Origin of the sequence: Streptococcus sanguinis (assembly GCF_900635155.1) — a bacterium.
Lineage (GTDB): Bacteria > Bacillota > Bacilli > Lactobacillales > Streptococcaceae > Streptococcus > Streptococcus sanguinis_G.
The window spans coordinates 2,285,243-2,304,648 of record NZ_LR134002.1; the positions used below are offsets into that span (position 1 = coordinate 2,285,243).

20 protein-coding genes are annotated in these 19,406 nt (G+C 43.6%); 5 read left to right on the forward strand and 15 right to left on the reverse strand.

All coding sequences use genetic code 11. The features are described from left to right. Positions 1–28: 28 nt before the first annotated feature. The 10 genes from ELZ47_RS11465 to ELZ47_RS11510 all read right to left on the reverse strand — a co-directional run bounded on the left by ELZ47_RS11465 (position 29) and on the right by ELZ47_RS11510 (position 11,110). Positions 29–1,516, reverse strand: coding sequence for a type II secretion system protein (locus ELZ47_RS11465; protein WP_049547787.1), 1,488 nt, complete (start codon positions 1,514–1,516; stop codon positions 29–31). A 12-nt stretch (positions 1,517–1,528) separates the two neighbouring features. After that, positions 1,529–2,833 (reverse strand): VWA domain-containing protein, encoded by a 1,305-nt coding sequence (locus tag ELZ47_RS11470; RefSeq protein WP_049547788.1) that lies wholly within the window; start codon positions 2,831–2,833, stop codon positions 1,529–1,531. Between the two features lie 28 nt (positions 2,834–2,861). Next, positions 2,862–3,350 carry a hypothetical protein gene (locus ELZ47_RS11475; RefSeq protein ID WP_049547789.1) on the reverse strand — a complete coding sequence of 163 codons (489 nt, stop codon included), beginning with the start codon at positions 3,348–3,350 and terminating at the stop codon, positions 2,862–2,864. A 122-nt stretch (positions 3,351–3,472) separates the two neighbouring features. Next, positions 3,473–3,913, reverse strand: coding sequence for a prepilin-type N-terminal cleavage/methylation domain-containing protein (locus ELZ47_RS11480; protein ID WP_049547790.1), 441 nt, complete (start codon positions 3,911–3,913; stop codon positions 3,473–3,475). Between the two features lie 41 nt (positions 3,914–3,954). After that, positions 3,955–4,398: a prepilin-type N-terminal cleavage/methylation domain-containing protein gene (locus ELZ47_RS11485; protein ID WP_049548091.1), complete on the reverse strand. Its 444-nt coding sequence runs from the start codon at positions 4,396–4,398 to the stop codon at positions 3,955–3,957. A 110-nt stretch (positions 4,399–4,508) separates the two neighbouring features. After that, positions 4,509–4,952 (reverse strand): prepilin-type N-terminal cleavage/methylation domain-containing protein, encoded by a 444-nt coding sequence (locus ELZ47_RS11490; protein ID WP_049548091.1) that lies wholly within the window; start codon positions 4,950–4,952, stop codon positions 4,509–4,511. Positions 4,953–5,124: 172 nt separating this feature from the next. Beyond that, positions 5,125–6,351, reverse strand: coding sequence for a type II secretion system F family protein (locus ELZ47_RS11495; protein ID WP_049547760.1), 1,227 nt, complete (start codon positions 6,349–6,351; stop codon positions 5,125–5,127). A gap of 3 nt (positions 6,352–6,354) precedes the next feature. Then, a complete protein-coding gene (locus ELZ47_RS11500) occupies positions 6,355–7,419 on the reverse strand; it encodes a type IV pilus twitching motility protein PilT (RefSeq protein WP_002899359.1) in 1,065 nt (354 codons plus the stop codon). A 1-nt stretch (position 7,420) separates the two neighbouring features. Continuing rightward, complete coding sequence (locus ELZ47_RS11505; protein ID WP_002899360.1) at positions 7,421–9,103, reverse strand: GspE/PulE family protein; 1,683 nt, start codon at positions 9,101–9,103, stop codon at positions 7,421–7,423. A 1,119-nt stretch (positions 9,104–10,222) separates the two neighbouring features. Further along, positions 10,223–11,110, reverse strand: coding sequence for a cation diffusion facilitator family transporter (locus ELZ47_RS11510; RefSeq protein WP_126436063.1), 888 nt, complete (start codon positions 11,108–11,110; stop codon positions 10,223–10,225). A 169-nt stretch (positions 11,111–11,279) separates the two neighbouring features. Between ELZ47_RS11510 and ELZ47_RS11515 the strand changes: the two genes are divergently transcribed. After that, positions 11,280–11,801 carry a TetR/AcrR family transcriptional regulator gene (locus ELZ47_RS11515; protein WP_002910979.1) on the forward strand — a complete coding sequence of 174 codons (522 nt, stop codon included), beginning with the start codon at positions 11,280–11,282 and terminating at the stop codon, positions 11,799–11,801. A gap of 42 nt (positions 11,802–11,843) precedes the next feature. Beyond that, on the forward strand, positions 11,844–13,010 hold the full coding sequence (locus tag ELZ47_RS11520; protein ID WP_126436064.1) for a CynX/NimT family MFS transporter: 1,167 nt from the start codon (positions 11,844–11,846) through the stop codon (positions 13,008–13,010). 26 nt (positions 13,011–13,036) lie between these two features. Here the strand turns inward: ELZ47_RS11520 and ELZ47_RS11525 are convergent, their stop codons facing one another. Continuing rightward, a complete protein-coding gene (locus tag ELZ47_RS11525; RefSeq protein WP_126436065.1) occupies positions 13,037–14,299 on the reverse strand; it encodes a S41 family peptidase in 1,263 nt (420 codons plus the stop codon). A 3-nt stretch (positions 14,300–14,302) separates the two neighbouring features. Further along, entirely contained in the window at positions 14,303–14,884 is a 582-nt protein-coding gene (locus tag ELZ47_RS11530; protein WP_197715324.1) for a DNA-3-methyladenine glycosylase, read from the reverse strand. 280 nt (positions 14,885–15,164) lie between these two features. On the opposite strand from ELZ47_RS11530, the gene ELZ47_RS11535 reads away from it, so the two are divergent. The 3 genes from ELZ47_RS11535 (at position 15,165) to ELZ47_RS11545 (ending at position 17,330) form a co-directional block, all read left to right on the forward strand. Next, a complete protein-coding gene (locus ELZ47_RS11535; protein WP_002917987.1) occupies positions 15,165–15,560 on the forward strand; it encodes a hypothetical protein in 396 nt (131 codons plus the stop codon). Between the two features lie 163 nt (positions 15,561–15,723). Then, positions 15,724–16,470, forward strand: a complete 747-nt coding sequence (locus ELZ47_RS11540; protein ID WP_126436067.1) for a DeoR/GlpR family DNA-binding transcription regulator — start codon at positions 15,724–15,726, stop codon at positions 16,468–16,470. A 32-nt stretch (positions 16,471–16,502) separates the two neighbouring features. Beyond that, positions 16,503–17,330, forward strand: a complete 828-nt coding sequence (locus ELZ47_RS11545) for a Cof-type HAD-IIB family hydrolase (protein WP_125331269.1) — start codon at positions 16,503–16,505, stop codon at positions 17,328–17,330. A gap of 30 nt (positions 17,331–17,360) precedes the next feature. On the opposite strand, the gene ELZ47_RS11550 is transcribed toward ELZ47_RS11545, so the two are convergent. Genes ELZ47_RS11550 through dltC form a run of 3 tightly spaced genes read right to left on the reverse strand, consistent with a single transcriptional unit; the run spans position 17,361 to position 19,387 of the window. Continuing rightward, positions 17,361–17,846 (reverse strand): N-acetyltransferase, encoded by a 486-nt coding sequence (locus ELZ47_RS11550; protein ID WP_125331270.1) that lies wholly within the window; start codon positions 17,844–17,846, stop codon positions 17,361–17,363. Between the two features lie 40 nt (positions 17,847–17,886). After that, on the reverse strand, positions 17,887–19,155 hold the full coding sequence (dltD, locus tag ELZ47_RS11555; protein ID WP_125331271.1) for a D-alanyl-lipoteichoic acid biosynthesis protein DltD: 1,269 nt from the start codon (positions 19,153–19,155) through the stop codon (positions 17,887–17,889). After that, the gene (dltC, locus tag ELZ47_RS11560) at positions 19,148–19,387 is read right to left on the reverse strand and encodes a D-alanine--poly(phosphoribitol) ligase subunit DltC (RefSeq protein ID WP_002894204.1); all 240 of its coding nucleotides are present in this window, start codon (positions 19,385–19,387) and stop codon (positions 19,148–19,150) included. The genes dltD and dltC overlap by 8 nt, the downstream gene beginning before the upstream one ends. Positions 19,388–19,406 lie beyond the last annotated feature (19 nt).

Here is a 19,406-nt window from a genome sequence, read left to right on the forward strand (position 1 = left end):
TTATTTTTCCTAAAAACTATTTCCCTAATTATTTCGCTCTGTATTTGTCGCTGAAATACTCAGCAAGAATATTAATCTCGCTGTCTGTCAACTTCTTGTTATAGACAGCAAACTCATTTATAAAAGTTTTTCCGCCAAATATAATCTGACTTCTCCTAATATCATGAGTCACACCATTACGCTCCATGAAGAGTTCGTGTGTGTGGGCTAAAGCACCATTGACGAAGACTTCAAGTTTTAAAATCTTGTTTGTCACAGAGGCGCGAACCTGAATGGAATTATCCTTTGTATAATCTAGTACAACATTTGCATATTGTCGACCACCATTATTAGCATTAGTGTTATCAACTGTCTCGATAGCAATTTTACCATTAGCTTCCAAGCTAACTGTCCAGTTTAAGGAATTATCTAACTTATAAGTTAACAGCGAGCCTGTCTGCTGACGATTCCCAATTAAAATCGAGGTCGTATAACCCTTATTGAAATCGTGATTACTAAACTGAATTTTGGAGTCGTTAAGAGCGATTAGCTGTCTGGTCTGATTGATAGCTGGTTCCTTATAGTTGATAACAGGAATAACAACTCCATAGACTCCATTCTTTTTAGTCTCCGCATAGTTTGCCACAACAGTATTAGTGTGCGCTACCCCATCAGCTGGTATCGCTGAAATTGTTTTATCAGAGTTCCTCATCAGGGCTAAATCAGCATCCGTATGAATTAATAGATTAGGTCTCATCCCACGATTAGGAAGACCCATAACCCAAATTCGCTGTGGACCTTCTTGGTATTTTCCAACACGTCCAAATGAGTTAATTCCCCGTGCTGCAAAGGTTAGATAACGTCCGCGCATCTCATCCGTGATAGCGATTGGTTTCTCGTTACTGCTTATTTGTTGAAAATCATCTGGTAGCTTAGGTAATACTATACCAAAACCAGTATTCTCTATATTAGGCCCCAACGTTCCTACCGGAACAATCTTACTATTATTATAATTAATACTGGACTCGCTGAGAAACCAAGCAGAACTGGTATGAATCTTGGCCTTTGTAGACTGTTTGTTATCTTTGAAGCCTGCTTGACCTGTCGGACTAGTCTCACCAGCATAATAATAGTAACGACTTGTGTCTTTTAATGAAACGACCAAATCCTCAGGAATATCCAAGGGGATTTCCTTTTTATTTGCGGCAAAGAGATGGATATTCTTGACTTTATTATCCTTATAAGACAGGGTCGTACCCTTGACGCTAACGCTGTTGCTCCGGCCGTTTTTACCTATACGATAGGTGAAAGTTTCAACATCGTTGCCACTTCCACCATCTTTTTTAATTTTTGCTAACCGGGTTTCAAAATCTTCCTGAATGTCAAAGTTCAAAGCATTTTGATTACGCTGGCCCAGAATATTCTGGTAACCAGTAGAAAAGAAAGTCAATAATCCTGCTGCAATGACCCCTATCAAAACGAGGGCTATCAAAACCTCAACTAGAGTAAAACCTCTGGTTCTTCGCATTTTTTTCATCGCTCTTCCTTTCTACGGACCAGACACAAACCAAAGATCTTGTTGAATTTGCTTTTTTATGTCTGCAAATGTCTGTTCTAAAGCAGCTTCATTAGTCGCAATGACAAAGGTAGAGTCTACCTTTCCGACTGTTTTGATTTGATCAGCTATTTTTTGTCCGTCTTTTATTTCTTTTACATTCCCTGAAAAGCCGATGACACTAATACGCTTAACACCAGAGCCGAAGGTCTTTGCCACTTGTCCCACATATTCCGTAGTCAATGAAACAGGTTGATCAGCTTTAATTTGCTTACCATTTGTTGGGAAATTTGCTGTCAGATCATACTTCCCAATCCCGTCAGGAGAGGCTGTATAGGCATTTGGAATACCGTCAGTCAGCAAGACAACATATTTTAGCTGGGCTGGATTTCTCTGAAGACTTACCAAGCCATAGCGAAGCCCATCTCCAGGGTTAGTAATCCAACTTGTAGGGAGGGCTTTAATCTTAGTTTTAATTGTATCTGTGTCCTTATCTAGCTCTACAAAATCTTCTTGAATATAACTTGCATCACCAGAAAACCGAACCAAATTAACACTAACGTTCCCTATTTCCTTGAGGTCATCAACCAAAAGATTTGCTTTGGTCTTCAAAATATTCATCCGGGTTCTACTATCTGTTGGTTCCAATTTCTGATTCCACAGGCCATAAGCCATAGAGCCTGAAGTATCAAAAACGAAGGAAACAGCTGTATTTACCTGACCTTCAATAGGATCGTTCCGATAAGCAAGGGCAACCCCTTTCTTACCTTTAGCTACTTTAGATATAACCTGCTTGGTGTTCAGAGCTGAGATAGCCGTATCAATAGAAAGTTTATTCTTAGAGTTTTTATATTGACCTGTCAGATTGTAGTTAATCAAGCGATTATCCTGATAAGATTCATCTGCCTTAAATTCTAGATCCAGTTGCATATCATAGAGGGAATTAGTTCCTAACACTGACTCGTCCCAGCTTTTAGTTGACTTATTCCAAATATAATTTATAACTTTCTTCCCATCAGGTGATAATCCGATATAATTCCAGCCCTCTGTTTTTCTGACATCCTTGCCATATTTGCTTTCGTCAAGGACGAAAACAGAGGTCGCCTTACCAATGGTGCGATCCACATATTGCATAGAAGTTCGCATTTCTGATTGGATACTAGCTTCCCGCTCGATTATATTGCGGCCTGAAAACATTGTGTTAAATACAAGACCTATCAGAAGTCCCACCATACTTGTAAGGATGATGGCAATAATGATTTCAGTCAGTGTAAAACCTTTTTGTATTTTTTTCATCATTCTTTCCTATTTAAATTTTTTGATCCATCTATTTAGCCGAGACTAAGTGGCCCTCTTCGGAACGGATACCTTGCGTTTCCCAGTTAAAGATTACCACATGCTCATAATAATCTTTACTATTAGCCAAGGTTGATTTTGATTTAATGGTTATAACATAATTTCTAGGGCTACGGTCATCACCCTCAAAGGATCCATTCATCTCAATCTCAGCTTTACCTCCATCTTTGAAGGTATGAGTAGAGATAATAGGATCTTTAGGGATTCTTCCTTCCTTATCTTGTGCCCGCCTGCCAAACTCTGCATAGAGAGGAGAAGACGCCCCCTCACCTAAAGCTCCCCAAGCAAGCTGAGAGCCAGATGTTGCTATATATTTGGCTTTAAGGTAGCTATACATACGCTGGGTTTGCATCTGTCCCGTATCTACTATAGAAGCCATAATGCCCAGCATGGCCACCAGCAGCACAATAGCCACAATAACCATAGGCAGGGTTGACCCTTGTCTTTTTTTTCCTTTCATGGATAATATCTCCTAATTTTCTCTTTTGATATTGCCAAAATAGTTGTCAGATGATGACAACTACTTTGGTAATATCCGACTGCCTTGGCAGTCGGAATAGAGATTTTCTTTCATTGCTATTATTAGCTAGCGCTATTCAATCTCCAGTCAAATTCCCAAGTAATAGACTTCCCGCCACTAGCAGGCGTATAAGTCGAAATCAGCTTATGACTCGTCTTGTTAACCTCATGAGCAATCTTGCCATTATCTGTTGCAAGGGTCTTAGACAGCTCTCCTGAACCCTGAGATTCTTTGGCTATATAAGGCTTGAGCGCATCAAGGTCTGGTACATCAGCCGTTTCTGGTTCGACTTGCGAACCAATATAGGACTGCACAGCCTGAACCAACTGACGATGTTCCGACTGGATACGTGCCTTGCGGGCAGTGTCCTGGAAAGAAACAAGAGAAGGAATAGCGACTGCTGCGAGAACTGCGATAATAATAATCACCACAATCAACTCAACCAAGGTAAAGCCTTTACCTTTTTTCAAGTCCTGACGGAACTCTTTTAGCCTATTCAGCATTCGTTGATGTTCTCCCTATTTTTAAATCTGTTTTTTTATAATTAATTAGTACTGTTCTCGCGCCAGTTGTAAACCCATGTTTTTGCTTCTCCGCCACTCTTTGGAGTATATTTAGAAGTCAGAGTATGAGTTTTTGGATCAATTACGTGTGCGGCAGTACCGTTATCTTGTGCAAGAACCTTATCAAGATCACCTTCTTTTTGAGAGGTTTTAGAGATATATGGTTTCAAAGCTTCAAGATTTGGTACATCAGCTGTTTCCGGATCTACTTGAGAACCTAGATAAGACTGAACAGCTGAAACCAACTGACGGTGTTCTGTTTCGATACGGCTCTTACGCGCACTATCTTGGAATCCTGTGATAGCTGGAATCGCTACTGCTGCCAAAACAGCAATGATGATGATTACGACAATCAACTCAACCAAGGTAAAACCTTTACCTTTTTTCTTCAAGTCCTGACGGAACTTTTGCAATTTGTTTAACATTTAAAATAGTTCTCCTTAAGTAGTTAAATTTTTGTTTTTATAATGAATAATCAGTTTTATCAAACACCCCAAAGGCAGGGTTTTACTAGACTTTGAGATGTTATGCGCAATTAATTAGTACTGTTCTCGCGCCAGTTGTAAACCCATGTTTTTGCTTCTCCGCCACTCTTTGGAGTATATTTAGAAGTCAGAGTATGAGTTTTTGGATCAATTACGTGTGCGGCAGTACCGTTATCTTGTGCAAGAACCTTATCAAGATCACCTTCTTTTTGAGAGGTTTTAGAGATATATGGTTTCAAAGCTTCAAGATTTGGTACATCAGCTGTTTCCGGATCTACTTGAGAACCTAGATAAGACTGAACAGCTGAAACTAACTGACGGTGTTCTGTTTCGATACGGCTCTTACGCGCACTGTCTTGGAACCCTGTGATAGCTGGGATAGCGACCGCTGCCAAAACAGCAATGATGATGATTACGACAATCAACTCAACCAAGGTAAAACCTTTACCTTTTTTCTTCAAGTCCTGACGGAACTTTTGCAATTTGTTTAACATTTGAATAGTTCTCCTATTTCTTTTTCATAAATTTTAATACGTTTGCCCACAGGGGCGTTTGTTTTGTTCCTAGCTGGGAGACCCCACAAACTCCCAGCATCAGAACGGTTTTCCTAACTTTTTGTGCAGAGCAATTACTCTGCGAATCCTAACTTTTTTCTGTAAATAATCTTTATTGATTTGCTTCACCACCCTGTTGAACAGCATTGGCAATTTCAAACATTGGTAACATAACAGAAGCAACAATACCTCCGATGATAACCCCCATGAAGATGATCATGGCTGGTTCCAAGAGTGAGAGCAATTGCTTGATAGCTGCCTCCAGCTCTTCTTCATAAAAATCCGATGTTTTATTGAGCATGGACTCCAGAGACCCAGACTCCTCACCGATCTTGACCATCGAGAGCATCATTGGAGGGAAGAGACCTGTCGAGGTCAGCATACCCGTTAGACGTTCCCCTTTTTGCAGACCTTCATTGGCGATTCTCAGCTTGTCAATAACAACAGCGTTATTGGTCGTTGCAGCAGCTGAATCAATAGCCTCTACCAGAGGGATACCCGCACTGGTAAGAGTAGCCAGGGTGCTGGCAAAACGAGCAGTAACAATCTTCTGCATCGGTCCTTTGACGACTGGCATCTTGAGCTTTAGCTGGTCCAGCTGGTAGCGGCCTGCCTCAGTACTGCGATAACGCAGGAATAGGAAGACTAGAAGCCCAACCCCTCCAAAGAGGATATACCAGTAAGACTGGACAAAGTTACTAGCTGCCAAGACGATACGTGTCGGCAAAGGTAATGCTACACCACTCTGCTCAAAGATTCCCGAGAAGTTGGGGATAACGACATAGAGCAAGACCAAGGTGGCAGCTACTGCCAGAAAGGCAAGGACCGCTGGATAGATCATAGCTCCACGAATCTGGCGACTGGTCTTGAGCTCCTTATTATAGTGCTCAGACATTCTTTCCAGTACCTCGTCTAGCTTACCAGTCTTTTCGCCGGCCTGTACCATACGGATTAAGAGGTCGGGAAAGAGACCATTTTGCTCAATTAGAGCCTTGGACAGCTGATTCCCTTCCTTCAGGCCTTTACTGATAACCTTCAGACTTGCCTTCAAGTTTTTGGCATCTGTCTGCTGCTCTAAGATATCCACTGCATTGTTGAGCGGGATACCCGAGTTTAGCATAACCGACATCTGCTTACAGAAGAGCGATATGTCCTTGAGCTTGATCTTCTTACTTTGGAAAAGGACAATCTCCTTAGAGCCCATGACCTTTTCTTCGACACTGATTGGCTTCCCTTTGAGACGGATCCGATTGACGGCGTCCGTCCGGTTAGGAGCATCCACCTCTAGTGTAACGACTCCTTGCCGAGTGTCTAAGTATTTACAAACATATACTGTCATGCTCTAGTACCCCACTATTCCTAGGGATTTTTCAACTTGAGCGCGGTCCACTGAGTAGGACAGCAGCGTTCTTTGGTCGATGACATTGCGACGGTAGAGTCCCATGAGCGAAGTGTCCATGGTAATCATGCCTAGCTGAGCCCCTGTTTGGATTGGGGTCAGCAGCTGGTGGGTCTTCCCTTCGCGAATGAGGTTGCGAATAGCGGGTGTCCCCAGCATGATTTCAAAGGCGGCTACACGACCTTTTCCGGTCGCTGTACGCATGAGCTGCTGCGATACAACCCCTTCCATAACGGCTGAAAGCTGTACGCGGATTTGCTCCTGCTGCTCGGCTGGAAATACGTCGATAATCCGGTCCATGGTGTTTACAGCACCGACCGTGTGGAGAGTTGACAGAACTAAGTGACCTGTTTCCGCCGCACGCAGAGCGATTTCAATCGTTTCCTTATCCCGCATCTCACCGACTAGGATGACATCCGGGTCCTGACGAAGGGCACCGCGAAGGGCATTGCCGAAGCTCTGTGTATCTGCTCCCAGCTCACGCTGGTTGACCAAGCACTTATTATGCGTGTGCATGTACTCGATCGGATCTTCAATCGTGATGATGTGCTCGTCCCGCAAGCTGTTCATGTAGTTGATCATGGTTGCCAGGGTCGTTGACTTTCCGCTTCCTGTTGGCCCGGTAACCAATATCAGCCCCCGGCGTTTCTCAGCCAGCTTTTTGATAACTGGTGGCAATCCCAGAGATTCCATAGATGGAATATCCTTGGGAATAACCCGCAAGGCAATCCCGCAGTTGTTTTTCTGCTTAAAGATATTGACCCGCAAGCGATAGCCATTGTCGACCTCGTAGGCACAGTCCACTTCACCGACTTCTAAAAGATGAGCAATCTGCTTCTCATTTAAAATATGCTTGGTGAAGCGAACCGTGTCTTCGTTGGTCAAAATTGTATTGTTGAGTTGTGTTAACCTCCCGTGCAGACGCATGGTTGGCTCAGCGCCAACCGTGAAGTGGATATCTGATGCACCCGCTTCAATCGCCTGCTTAATTAACTCATCCAAATTCATCCTAAACTTCCCCTTCTAGACTGAAGGCAATCTTCATTGCTTCTTCAATCGTTGTAGTCCCCTGTTTTGCGATATCAATGGCCTCCTCCGCCAAGTCTCGCATACCATTTTTCTTAGCTTCTGCTCGAAGCTGTGACGTTGTTCCACCATCATTAATTAGTGACTTAATCTCCCGTGTCACCGCCATGATTTCGTGGATGGCAATACGTCCATAGTATCCCGTACCGCTGCAGTAGTTGCAGCCGCGTCCGCGATACAAGGTGTCTCCTTTGTGAATACCGATACCTGCATGTTCATTTGTTTCTACAGTATACTCAGTCTTACACTTAGGACAGATACGCTTAATCAAGCGCTGTGCGATAATACCGACAGTCGCCGTTGAGACCAGATAAGGCTTGATGCCCATATCGACCAAACGGTTGACTGTACTAGCTGTGTCATTGGTGTGGATAGTCGAGAGAACGACGTGACCAGTGATAGCGGCACGAACCGCGATACTAGCTGTCTCTTCGTCCCGAATTTCCCCCAAGAGAACGATGTCCGGGTCCTGACGCAGGATACTTCTCAAACCACTCGCAAAGGTCAGTCCAGCTTTGTTATTAACCTGAACTTGGTTGACCCCTTCCAATCGGTACTCAACCGGATCTTCAACAGTGATGATATTTTTTCCTACATCATTGAGCTCACGGAGCGCTGTGTAGAGAGTGGTTGTCTTTCCGCTTCCCGTAGGACCAGTCAGCAAGATAATGCCTTCTGGCGCCTTAAGAATATCTTCAAAGAGCTTCTGGTTGGTTGGCGAGAATCCCAGCTCCTCTTTACTAAGGAGAGTTGCATTCCGGCTCAAAATCCGAATAACGATTTTTTCACCGAATACAGTAGGCAAGACTGAAACCCGCATATCGACTTCTTTGCCGTCGATGGTTGTCTCAATCCGTCCATCCTGAGGAATCCGCCGCTCAGCGATGTCCAGACCACTCATGATCTTAATCCGTGTCGCAATGGCTGAGTGAGCATTGGCTTTCAACTGCATGTTTTCCACCAAGGTTCCATCAACCCGGAAACGAACACGAACAACTTTTTCAAAGGGCTCAATATGGATATCGCTAGTCCGCGTCTTGATTGCCTGACTGATAATCGAGTCAATCAAACGTACAACCGGAGCGTTTTTGATTTCGAGATCTTCTTCGACGATCTCTTCATCCACATTAAAACCTTCGATTTCGGTCGCTGCCTGTTGGGCTTCTTCTCCTTTGGAATAGTATTGATCGATATACTTCTCAATATCATCCCGAAAAGTTACATAAGGTTCTACCGCCATCTTAGAGACGATTTTAACATCGTCTAGGGCGATATAGTTGCTTGGATCTGCCATCGCAACTACTAACTTGGGTTCTTCTCCCTCTTCTCCATCTGTGAAAGAGATCGGAATCAATCCATGACGTTTAGCAACTTTTTCTGAAACCTTCTCGACAGCTTCCTTTTCTATCACAAACTGTGATAGATTGACATGAGGTACACGGTAATAGTAACTCATGACTTTCAGCATATCTTCTTCTGTCACATAGCCTTTGCTGATTAGATATCTCTCTAACTGCATGTTTGATTGTGGCATATCTTGAAGAATTTCTTCTTTTTGAGCTGCCGTTATCAGATTGAATTGAACCAATATAGCGATTAGTGCCATTTGTTTCTCCTGTCTGTGATTTTTTTGTAAAAATCCTTCAATTCTTTCTATGCGTTAATAGATAACAGCTTTCTTAAAAAAATCTCCCTCGCTTAAAGTTTCCTTTAAGGTTTCTTTAAGCTTTTTAAGTTAGGCTAGTACATGGAAAATTTACCAATAGAACCAAACTTAATGTTTTAAGTTAGATGCTTTGAGCAGTATCTCCATCTGATAAACCTAGTAACAGTCCTTAAAACAATCCTAGGATTGATAAGGGGCGTTCTAATTTTGTCAAAAGGGGCGCAAAAAAGCAGATGCCAAAAACATTTGTTCTTGCGTTCTTAAATACTATACAAAGCAAGTTCTCTTGCAAAAATTTCTCATGCTTTTAGATGCAGGTTAAACCGTGTGTGTGTGAAGTTGGTTTAACCCGAATCATCAAGCAGCCAGTGCCATAAGATAAGAATTCTTGTCTTATGGCTTTTCTTTTTACCGATATGCATATTTTGGTAGGAAATGCTAGGAACAAAAGCTTTATTTGCTTTAAAAAACATTTACCTATCACAGTATATGACATAATTGACATCTTGTCAACAGGTTTGCCTCGAAAAAAATGATTACATTTAAAAAAATGTTTAATTTTGATAAAACCTTGTTATATCAAGCTTTTTGACACTTTTTTAAAGCGTTTTTTTACTTCGAGGATAAAAAAAAGCAAATTTTTTTGAGGAAATTTCCCCTTTACTGCTTCTTTTTCAACCTTCAGATGGACAGTGTGACAGCATCTGTCCTTTTCTGATCGGTAGTCGATATGCTTAGGAAAGGCGCTTCAGGACAAGGCTTAGCAAGCTTTGCCTGTTTCTTCCTACCCAATAGTATATGCTAAAGAAAAAGCATTGTCAATGTATTTGCATGGATTTTAAACTAAAACCTATCTAAAAATGCACATTGTGCGCGGCTTGTCTATTTTTTCTTGAAATCCCACAAAAACAAAAAAGCTAGAATTTTCAGACAGGGAAAAAGACACATTAAATAAGAAGAAAATCATAAAATTAGAAGTACTTAAAAGATGGCAATCAGACTATAAAACAAAAAACAGCCCGATTATCGGACTGCAGAGATATTTTTACAGTAGTACTATTAAGTATGAGGTTTTAAATCGCCCTCTCCACCTATACACCACTCTTCATGCTCTTCCAAGCTGCTATCCGTCTGGATGGTGATTTTGGTAATACCATAGGCTTGCAATTCTTGACGCAGGGTGGCTTGAGTCTCGGCCAGCAGGTCTGGATTTTCAAGACAGATATGGATCATAGCAAATTTTTCCAAACCGTCTGTGGTCCAGACATTGAGCTGAGTAATAGCCTGAACGTTTTCAACCGCTAGAATTTCCTGATAAAGCTGGCTCAGATCAATATCGCTAGGGATATGATCCAGAAAAATCTTGATATTTTCCCAGAACTTAGGCAAGGCCTTGCTGAGGATGAAGCCTGCAATGAGTAGGGAGAGCAGCGGATCTAGAAAATACCAGTCGGTAAAGCGCAACACGATAGATACCAGAATAACAGCCACCCAGCCCAGAATGTCCTCTAAGAAATGGAGACTGAGAATGGACTCATTATGACTGTGTCCATGTCCGTGACCGACAACCTTGCTGGCTGCTAGATTGACTATAATGGCAAAGATACCCAGCACCAGCATGCCGTCATAATTAACCTTTTCAGGCGCAAAGACCTTGGGTACATTTTCGATAATCACCAAGGTCGAGCCGACCAGCAAGATGACCGAGGTCAGCAAGGCTCCCAAAAGGCTGTAGCGCTTATAGCCCAGAGTGTATTTCTTGTCTTCTTTTTTATTAGAAATTTTTTCAAAAAGGGTGGAAAGTCCGATGGCCATCGCATCTCCTGTATCGTGCACAGCATCGGCTAGTACAGCGCTGGAATTGAACATGAAGCCAAAAATAAACTCGAGAAGGGCAAAGGAAAAGTTTAACAGAAAGGCAATAGTCATATTTTTACTAGATTTCACGGCAGCCTCCTTTCAGTTTGGCTAAATTTATAGTATAATGTAATCAAAACGGAACACCTTGTTCAGTTTTCTTCATCTTTATTATCCCTTATTCTCAGAAAGGAAACAAGAAGCAATTGAGTGGCTTTGTCTGTTATTGAACAATCCTGCTCTTTTGTTCCGAAACGCTATGGACAGACGAGTCAAGAAATCACGCGCAGCTATTTACCAAGCTTTTATCAGCCTGCTGCATCAAAAAAGTTATGAAAGCATTACAGTGCAAGAAATCATCGACCTGGCAGACGTTGGCCGGTCGACTTTTTATGCCCATTTCGATACCAAGGAAGCTCTACTAGAGGAGGTTTGCCAAGACCTCTTTCAGCATACCTTTCTTGAACGCGACGACGGCAAGGACCTCTTTGAAGCAACCGCCCATATTTTCAAGCATTTCCAAAAGAATCAGGACAAGATTGCAACCTTGCTGCTTTCGAAAAATATCTATTTCACCAATCGCTTAAAGATTGAGCTGGAAAATTATCTCTTTCCGATGATTCAGGAGCAGCTCTTGCAGAAAAAATCTCAGCTGCCAGAGCCCTTTCTGAGAAATTACGTGACCTCTACCTTTGTGGAGACGGTCAGCTGGTGGCTCCAGCAGAAGAAAACATTGCCAGAAACAGTTATCAGCCAGTATTTTCTGGATTTGATGGACTGATTTTATTTTGATATTTATTTATATAGGAGGAAACTTAACTTTATGAAAAAGCAACATTCGAAATTTTTGCTCCCAGGTATTCTGATGGTGGGGGTTGTCCTACGGGCGCCTTTTGCAGTACTGCCTGTTGTGCTAGGCGATATTGCTAAGGGACTGCAAGTTCCCGTCAACTCACTGGGACTGCTGACTAGCCTACCCTTGATCATGTTTGCACTCTGCTCAGCCTTTTCCCCACGCCTGGCTCAAAAGGTCGGCCTGGAAAAGCTCTTCACCATAGCCATGATTGTGCTTACTCTGGGCTCTTTTATTCGTATCTTTAACCTGCCTCTACTCTATGCAGGTACAATCATGCTAGGGGCTGCTATCGCCGTCTTAAATGTGCTCCTGCCTAATGTCATTCAGGCCAATCAGCCAGAGAAAATTGGATTTTTAACCACGCTTTATATCACTTCTATGGGACTGGCCATCTCAATCATGTCTCCCTTGGCTGCGCCTATTGTCCGCTTAGCTGGCTGGAAAGGACTGATTCTCGTCCTGACCTTTATCTGCTTACTGGCCTGCTTAATCTGGCTGCCTAACAGCCGGCACAATCACAAACTGACTAGTAAAAACCGCGAGCAGCAAATGGGCTCCCTGCTAAAAAATCCTAGAGTATGGGCTCTGATTGTTTTTGGCGGCCTGCAGTCTTTACTCTTTTATACGGCTATCACTTGGCTGCCGACTCTTGGGCAGTTGGCTGGACTTTCCAATGATGCTACTGGATTCTTGGCCTCTATCTTTTCCTTTATCAGTCTTCCTCTGGCTATGACGATACCTAGTCTGACAACGCGTTTATCCGCTAAAAAACGCTTAGGAATGATTGCTCTCTTCTCTGTAACTGGTATGGTTGGTCTGAGTATGCTGCTGGTCAAGACAGATTCCTTTGTCTACTGGCTCATTCTCAATCTGCTAATCGGCATGTCTGTCAGCGCCCTCTTCCCCTACCTCATGGTTACTTTCTCGCTGAAAACCAGTACTCCTGAACAAACCGCTCAGCTATCTGGCTTAGCCCAGACTGGTGGTTATATTCTGGCCGCCTTTGGACCTAGCCTCTTTGGATACAGCTTTGATTTATTCCATTCCTGGACTCCAGCCATCTTCATTCTCATTGGCTTGGCTGCCATTGTGACGCTAACTCTCTTTTACATTGAGAAGTTTGACAAGATCTAATATAGACGAAAAAACGCTTAGAAATCCTAAGCGTTTTTGCAATAGTTGAGACACTCTTCTAGATCCACATCCCGTTCTAGGTGCTCTGGTGTCCAAGGAATCAGGATATCCGGTTCAACTCCCTTATCATTCATGCCCTTTCCTTGATCAATCCTAGTGTCACGTGAAGTGGGAAACAGGAGCTCATAGTCACCAAAATCCTTCACGCAGCAATTGGAATAATCTAAAATTCCCATAGTCGGACGCCCTAGGACCGTAACCTTGGGCATCTTTTTCATGGTATCAACAAAATTATCACCTGAAGACCCGCAGGTAACATCTGCTAGTACAAAGACTTTTTCAGGTCGAGCTAGACCTAGAACATCTGGTAGAAAGTTCTGATTGCTGTCTTCATTGCCATAAAGGACATACCCTTTCCCCCGATTTTCTTCTAGCTCTTTTAGAAATTCTTTGAGAATCTGGTGAGTTTCTGCTGACAAGTTTGGATCTTCTAGGATATTTTGCATCAGTTGCTGACGCAAATCAACATTTCTATCCGTATAGAGAATCTCCATCCCATCATCGCTTGGCAAATCTAAGTCACTGAAGGTCTTTCCCTGAGGGAGAGTATATTTGAAAAGTGGATAATAAAGCGAGTCCGTCCCGCCATAATTGACTCGAACATCAATGATTAAATACTTGGCCTGCTCAATAGCTGCTTGACTGTCTGCATATAGCTGAGTGATGGCTGCCTCATCCGTAAAATCCTCTAACTTAAGATAGACGATGTCCTCAGAAAGGCTGCGCCATTCAATCTGCGACGGCTTCTTTGGGTGGGCGATTGGCTGAACATGCAGTTGCTCTTCCTCGCCATTGCGTACTACCGTAACTTCTCCGGCATGCTCCACAAAGTAAGCCCACTCCTTGTGCTGTCGCTCTGGTGTGGAACTGACAAAATAATCCTTGTGTTCTTGATAGACCTGAGGCAAGGCTTTCCCATCCAAGGCTAGAATCTGGTCGCCACGTTTCAGCCCCGTGTCATTATTTGCCTGCAGGACGTAGAGGCAGTCTTGATAGTATCTCACTTTAAAGCCGGGCAGTTGCGTTTCCTTAAGCCCAAAACAAACATGAGACAAAATCCCAAAACTGGCTATATAAAAATGCATCTGGTAGAGAAAATCCTCTTGGCTCATCTGGTCTGTGATACGCGCTCGATATTCTTCGGGATTTGCACCCGTGATGTCTTTCTTTGTAGAGGAATCCTCTCGCATAATTTCTACGACTTGGTCAAAAATCTCTGTTTTCTTCATCCTTTACTCCTTCTTCCAGGTGTCCTCATCATCCAGCAGGCCTCGCTTGGGCATTTTCGAGACATGACGATTGCCGGCCACATAAAAGCCCAAGCGCTCCTCCCGCCAGGCATCTGTGCAGGTCACGCCAATCCGCGGACGGCTAGCAATCTGATTCGGAGTCAGGTCATAGGCTAATTGCAGACTGGAGGTCGCTAAACTTTGTCCATCAAAACGCTTATCAATCCCAGCGTACTTGGTTAGCTTACCAGGACCATTAGCTAAAAGACGGCCATCCGGCAGCTCCAAGGCTCGAATCAGTACGGCTTCGGCCACATTTTCAGCCTTGGTCACCAGATTCAGCATCTGATGACCATGAATCTGATAGACATACCAGTGACCAGCTGGCAGATACATGGATTCATTCTTAGGGGAGCGGCGCCCTCTAGCTGAATGACAGGCGCTGTCCTGACTTCCTAGATAGGCTTCTGTTTCGACAATCCGGCCTAACTTCTGGCCATTTAGAATCAGCTGCATACCTAGCAAAGCTCGCGCTGCTGCAACTGTGTCTGTCTCGATTAGTTTCTGAAAATTTCTTGATAACATAGGTTGATTATAGCATGATTTCTCCATTTACAGAGGAAAAGAAATGTTGCAAAAATGTTATTTTTCTCCTTCTCATAGACTGGTTATTTGTTACAAAACAATTACAACGCAAATAGCCCAGAAAGTTCGAAAAGCCTTTTAAAATCTGTATGTTTTCTATTTATCTTACATATATTCTGTAACATTTTTATTAACGCAGTATGTTATTTGTGTATCAATCCGGTTTTTCATTGCTTCAAATGAAATATTTGTTTAATATTATACTAGAAGGAGGGGTAAGATGAAAAAATTATCTAAAATTTCTTTATTTTTATTACCACTAATTGCACTTTTCTTTTTGGCAGCTTGCGGAAATTCTGCAGATAAGAAGACTGAAGAAAGCTCAAGTTCCAGCTCAAGCGTATCTTCTTCATCTAAAGCTAAGACAAGCTCTAGCAGCACATCTGAAGAAAGCGGTAGTGCCAAAGTCAACGTAAACGGCGGAGATGCTAGCGTTAATGTAAATGGCGGAGACGAAAGCGGAGATGCTTCTGTTGAAACTAACGGAGACGGTAGTGCTAATGTACAAACTGACAACGCTGGTGTTAGCGTAAATGAAGATGGCGTTCATGTTCAAGGCGGCGGTGTTGATGTTAAGGTCGGCAGCGATGGATCTGTCAATATCCAAACACCTTAATTGAAAAACATATTTCGATTATTATAAATCATGAAAACCGAGTTTTGCTCGGTTTTTTGAATTTTTCCTGTGCATTTCAAAAAAACTTGTAAAACATTAAAAAGGCTTGTAAAAACTTATCTGTCGTGTTATACTCTATTCAGAAAAGCAAGGAGGGACAAGCATGTATCAAGAACAACGCTTAGCTGAAATTTTAGAGCTCTTGGCTGAGAAAAAACAGCTGTCAGCCAAGGATATGATTGAGCATTTTCAGGTTTCTAAAGATACTATTCGGCGAGATTTTTCGATTTTGAGCGAGCGTAGGCTTGTGCAGCGCACCCACGGAGGCATTATCCCGCTGGATACTAGCCGGCAAATCCCGTCCTTTAACGACCGTATCAACCAACTAAGTCAAGAAAAAAAGGCTATTGCTCAGAAGGCTCATGGCTTTCTCAAGCCGGGGCAGATTGCTTTCTTTGATGTCTCAACCATCGTTCTCCATCTGGCTCAGCGCATCAAGGAGCCTATGACAATCTACTCTCATTCTCTGGATAATGCAATCATGCTGAGCACTCAGGACAAAGTGGACTTTCACCTCTTAGGCGGAAAATTTTATCCTAAAAACCGATTCTACTACGCGCTCAATGAAGCAGAGCTGCTGCAGCAAATTTCCTTTGACATTGCCTTTATCGGTGCAGCTAGTGTCTCTGATGGTCTAGTCAGCTTCGAAGACAAGGCCGATGCTCACCTGAAAAAACTGGCTTTGAAGCACGCCAAGACTAAAATCCTGCTGGCCGAGCAAGACAAATGGCAGAAAGAGTCTAAGTACATACTAGGTCCTGTCAGCGACTTTGACTACTGGATCACGGACCAAGAGCCCAGCCCTGAAGTCCAAAAACTGCTTGGAGACAAGGTTAAAATAATTTATTAAATCGATCCATTAGACACATAGGAGGACGACCCATGACAAAACAAGCGATTCGCCTGATTATTAGCGACATTGACGGCACCATTTTGGACGATCAGCACCAAGTGGATCCTAAGCTCAAGGATATGATTCCTCTACTAAACCGAGAAAAAATCCCTTTCGTCCTCGCTTCCGCACGTTCTCCTCTTGGTATGGAGCCGATTGCGCGTGAGCTGGGACTGGGAGATAATCCGCTGGCCTGCTACAATGGCGCTCTAGTCATCAAGGGCGACCCACAAGCTTACGAGACCATTATCGAGCACCCTCTGGATAAGGAAGAAATCCGTACTTTTCTGGAGCTAGTCAAGGCTGAATTTCCTAGCGTGTCCATCAATCTCTATTCCGGCAAGGATTGGATTGCCGATCGTTTGGATAAGTGGGTACAGATAGAGGCAGCTATTACAGGGGAGCAGCCGATGATTCAGAATGTACTAATGCCAGTACTAGATGCGCAAATGCCCGTCCACAAGCTACTTCTTATCGATAAAGCGCCTATCATCCAGAAACTCCATGACTACTTGCAGACCTTGGACTTTCCCAAGACAGCCTTTTATCTCTCTAAGGACAACTACATGGAAGTCACGGCCAAACATGTCTCCAAGGAGCAAGCCCTGTACGAAATTGCCCAGCACTACCAAGTGCCTCTAGAGCAGGTCATGACAATCGGAGACAACTTCAATGACCTTCCTATGCTGCAACTAGCTGGACTCGGAGTCGCTATGGGCAATGCCCCTGAAGCAGTCAAAACCAAGGCAAAAACCGTCACCAAAAGCAACAATGAGCACGGGGTCGCAGAAGCTTTAAAAAAGTATGTTTTGATATAACCTAAAAAATCTGCCCTTGAGCAGATTTTTTTATTGATGATAATCATAAGCCAGGCGAGAACTGCCGTCTGCCACATAAATAATGCCGCACTCACTAAAGCCGTAGTTCAGCACTGCTGCCTGCATAGCCTGATTGTCCGCATGGGTATCGATTCGCAAATAGGGAATCTGCTGGCAGCAAAAATCAAAGACCTGACGGGATAGACCTCTGACTTGCCCGTTCGAAGCGATGCGGTGAATGGTGCCGTAAGGCTCCGTAAAATGCCAGGCTCCCTTTTCGATGACCTGATAGGTCGGGTCTTCTCCAATGATAAAAGCAAAGGTGCCAACTAGCTGCCCATCTTCCTCGACAACAAAGGAGTGGCCAGCCACAATATCTTCCTCAATCAAGCCCACGCTGGGATAGCCTCCATCCCACTGAGTCGGATTGCCCTGGTCTTTCATGAACTGACGGGCCACATCATAAATCGCCATAATGGCTGGGATATCTTCTGTTTGGGACAAACGAATCTTCATCTTTCCTCCTTTATAAAAATAAGGCTGGAAAGTCCCAACCTTATTTGAATTCTTCTGGTTTGCCAGTATACTGAGACCATTCCTTGCTGAAGAAGCGGTCATTCATCTGGTAGTTTGGCGCCGGCTGTGGATTGGCTACAAAAGGATCAACCGCCTTGTCAAAGGCCAGCCAGCCATTCCAGCCCATGTGAATAGTATCCTGCATGAAGTAAGGCTTGTCGCCGTCCTTAGAAAAGTCAGCAATGTTGGTAAAACCCTGACTTTCCAGCTGGTAGCGAATCTTAGCCACCGTCCGCTGGTACATTTCAGGACTGAGACCTGTATACTCCATCCACTTAGAATTGACCGGTGGAATGATGAAGATGACATTGGTCTTTGACTTGGCGAACTGGTCCAGAACCAGCTGCAAGTCGTTGTACTCAGGGGATTTTTCATAAGATTGCTTGGTTTGAAAACCTCTGAGCTTAGCAACCTTGCCGGCCAGACGGGTCTTGTAAAATTGATTGTCTATGCCGAATTGGTTGTTATTGGTCTTCTTCTTGGCTTCTGCCGTGGCAATCTCTTCCAAAGCTTTATAGGAGAAGGTATCTGGCAGATCCGCCATATAAGGCAAAATTCGCTGGTCATAATTTTCATTATTAAGGGCAGCAAAGTTGCTAAAAAAAGCATCTTGGCGCTCATTAAGATGAGCCATCATCTCAATATGGCGCTCTTCAAAGCTGCTCAGCTTTTTACCTTCAGACAGCTTCTGGACGCTCTCTGCCATAGCAACATCTGGATAGAGCTGAAGGAGGCGCTGGGCTGCATATTGTGCCGCCGCATCTCCCTGCTGCTGAGACAGATAAGCCGTCAGCTGATCGCTGTTGAAGTACTGCTGAAAGGCCGAAGCATCATAGCCGGTCTTGGTAAACCACTGGGGCGACACCACATAAACCGCCGTTTGTCCCTCCAACTCAGAGGACATCTGCTGCATACCAAAGTACTGATTAAATGATGCTGCCCCGCGCTGTCCTAGAAAATAGGGACGGTAGGAGCGGTCATATTTCTCAGCCAGCACTGCCGGATGCATGCTATCAAAGCGCAGCCATTCGCTAGATCCAAAGAAGGGCACAAAGCGCATCTTCTTATCGGTCAAAGCTGTCACCTTCTTACTGCGGCTCTTGAAATTTTCTGCTGTCAGGGTCACTGCCGAGCGCTTCTCTGCTTCTATATCATGCTTTTTATCAAGCGGATAGAAGAAAAAGAGCAGGGCAACCATGACCATGGCGCAGAAAACAGGCCCCAGAATCAGCCAGAGTCGTTTAAGCATTGCGAAGCTCCGTTACGCCTTCAACGATTTTGTTGGCTGTGTTCCAGTCATCGCGGCCAAACTCTGACACTGGCACGCGGATGTCAAAACGGTTTTCCAGCTCAACAATCAGCTCGACCGTTCCCATACTGTCTAGGACACCAGCGTCAAACAAATCCTCGTCCATCATGTCTGACACATCTTCCATAAATAGTTCTTCAATAATTTCAATTACTTCTGCTTTTATATCCATTTTTCTTCCTCATTCATTT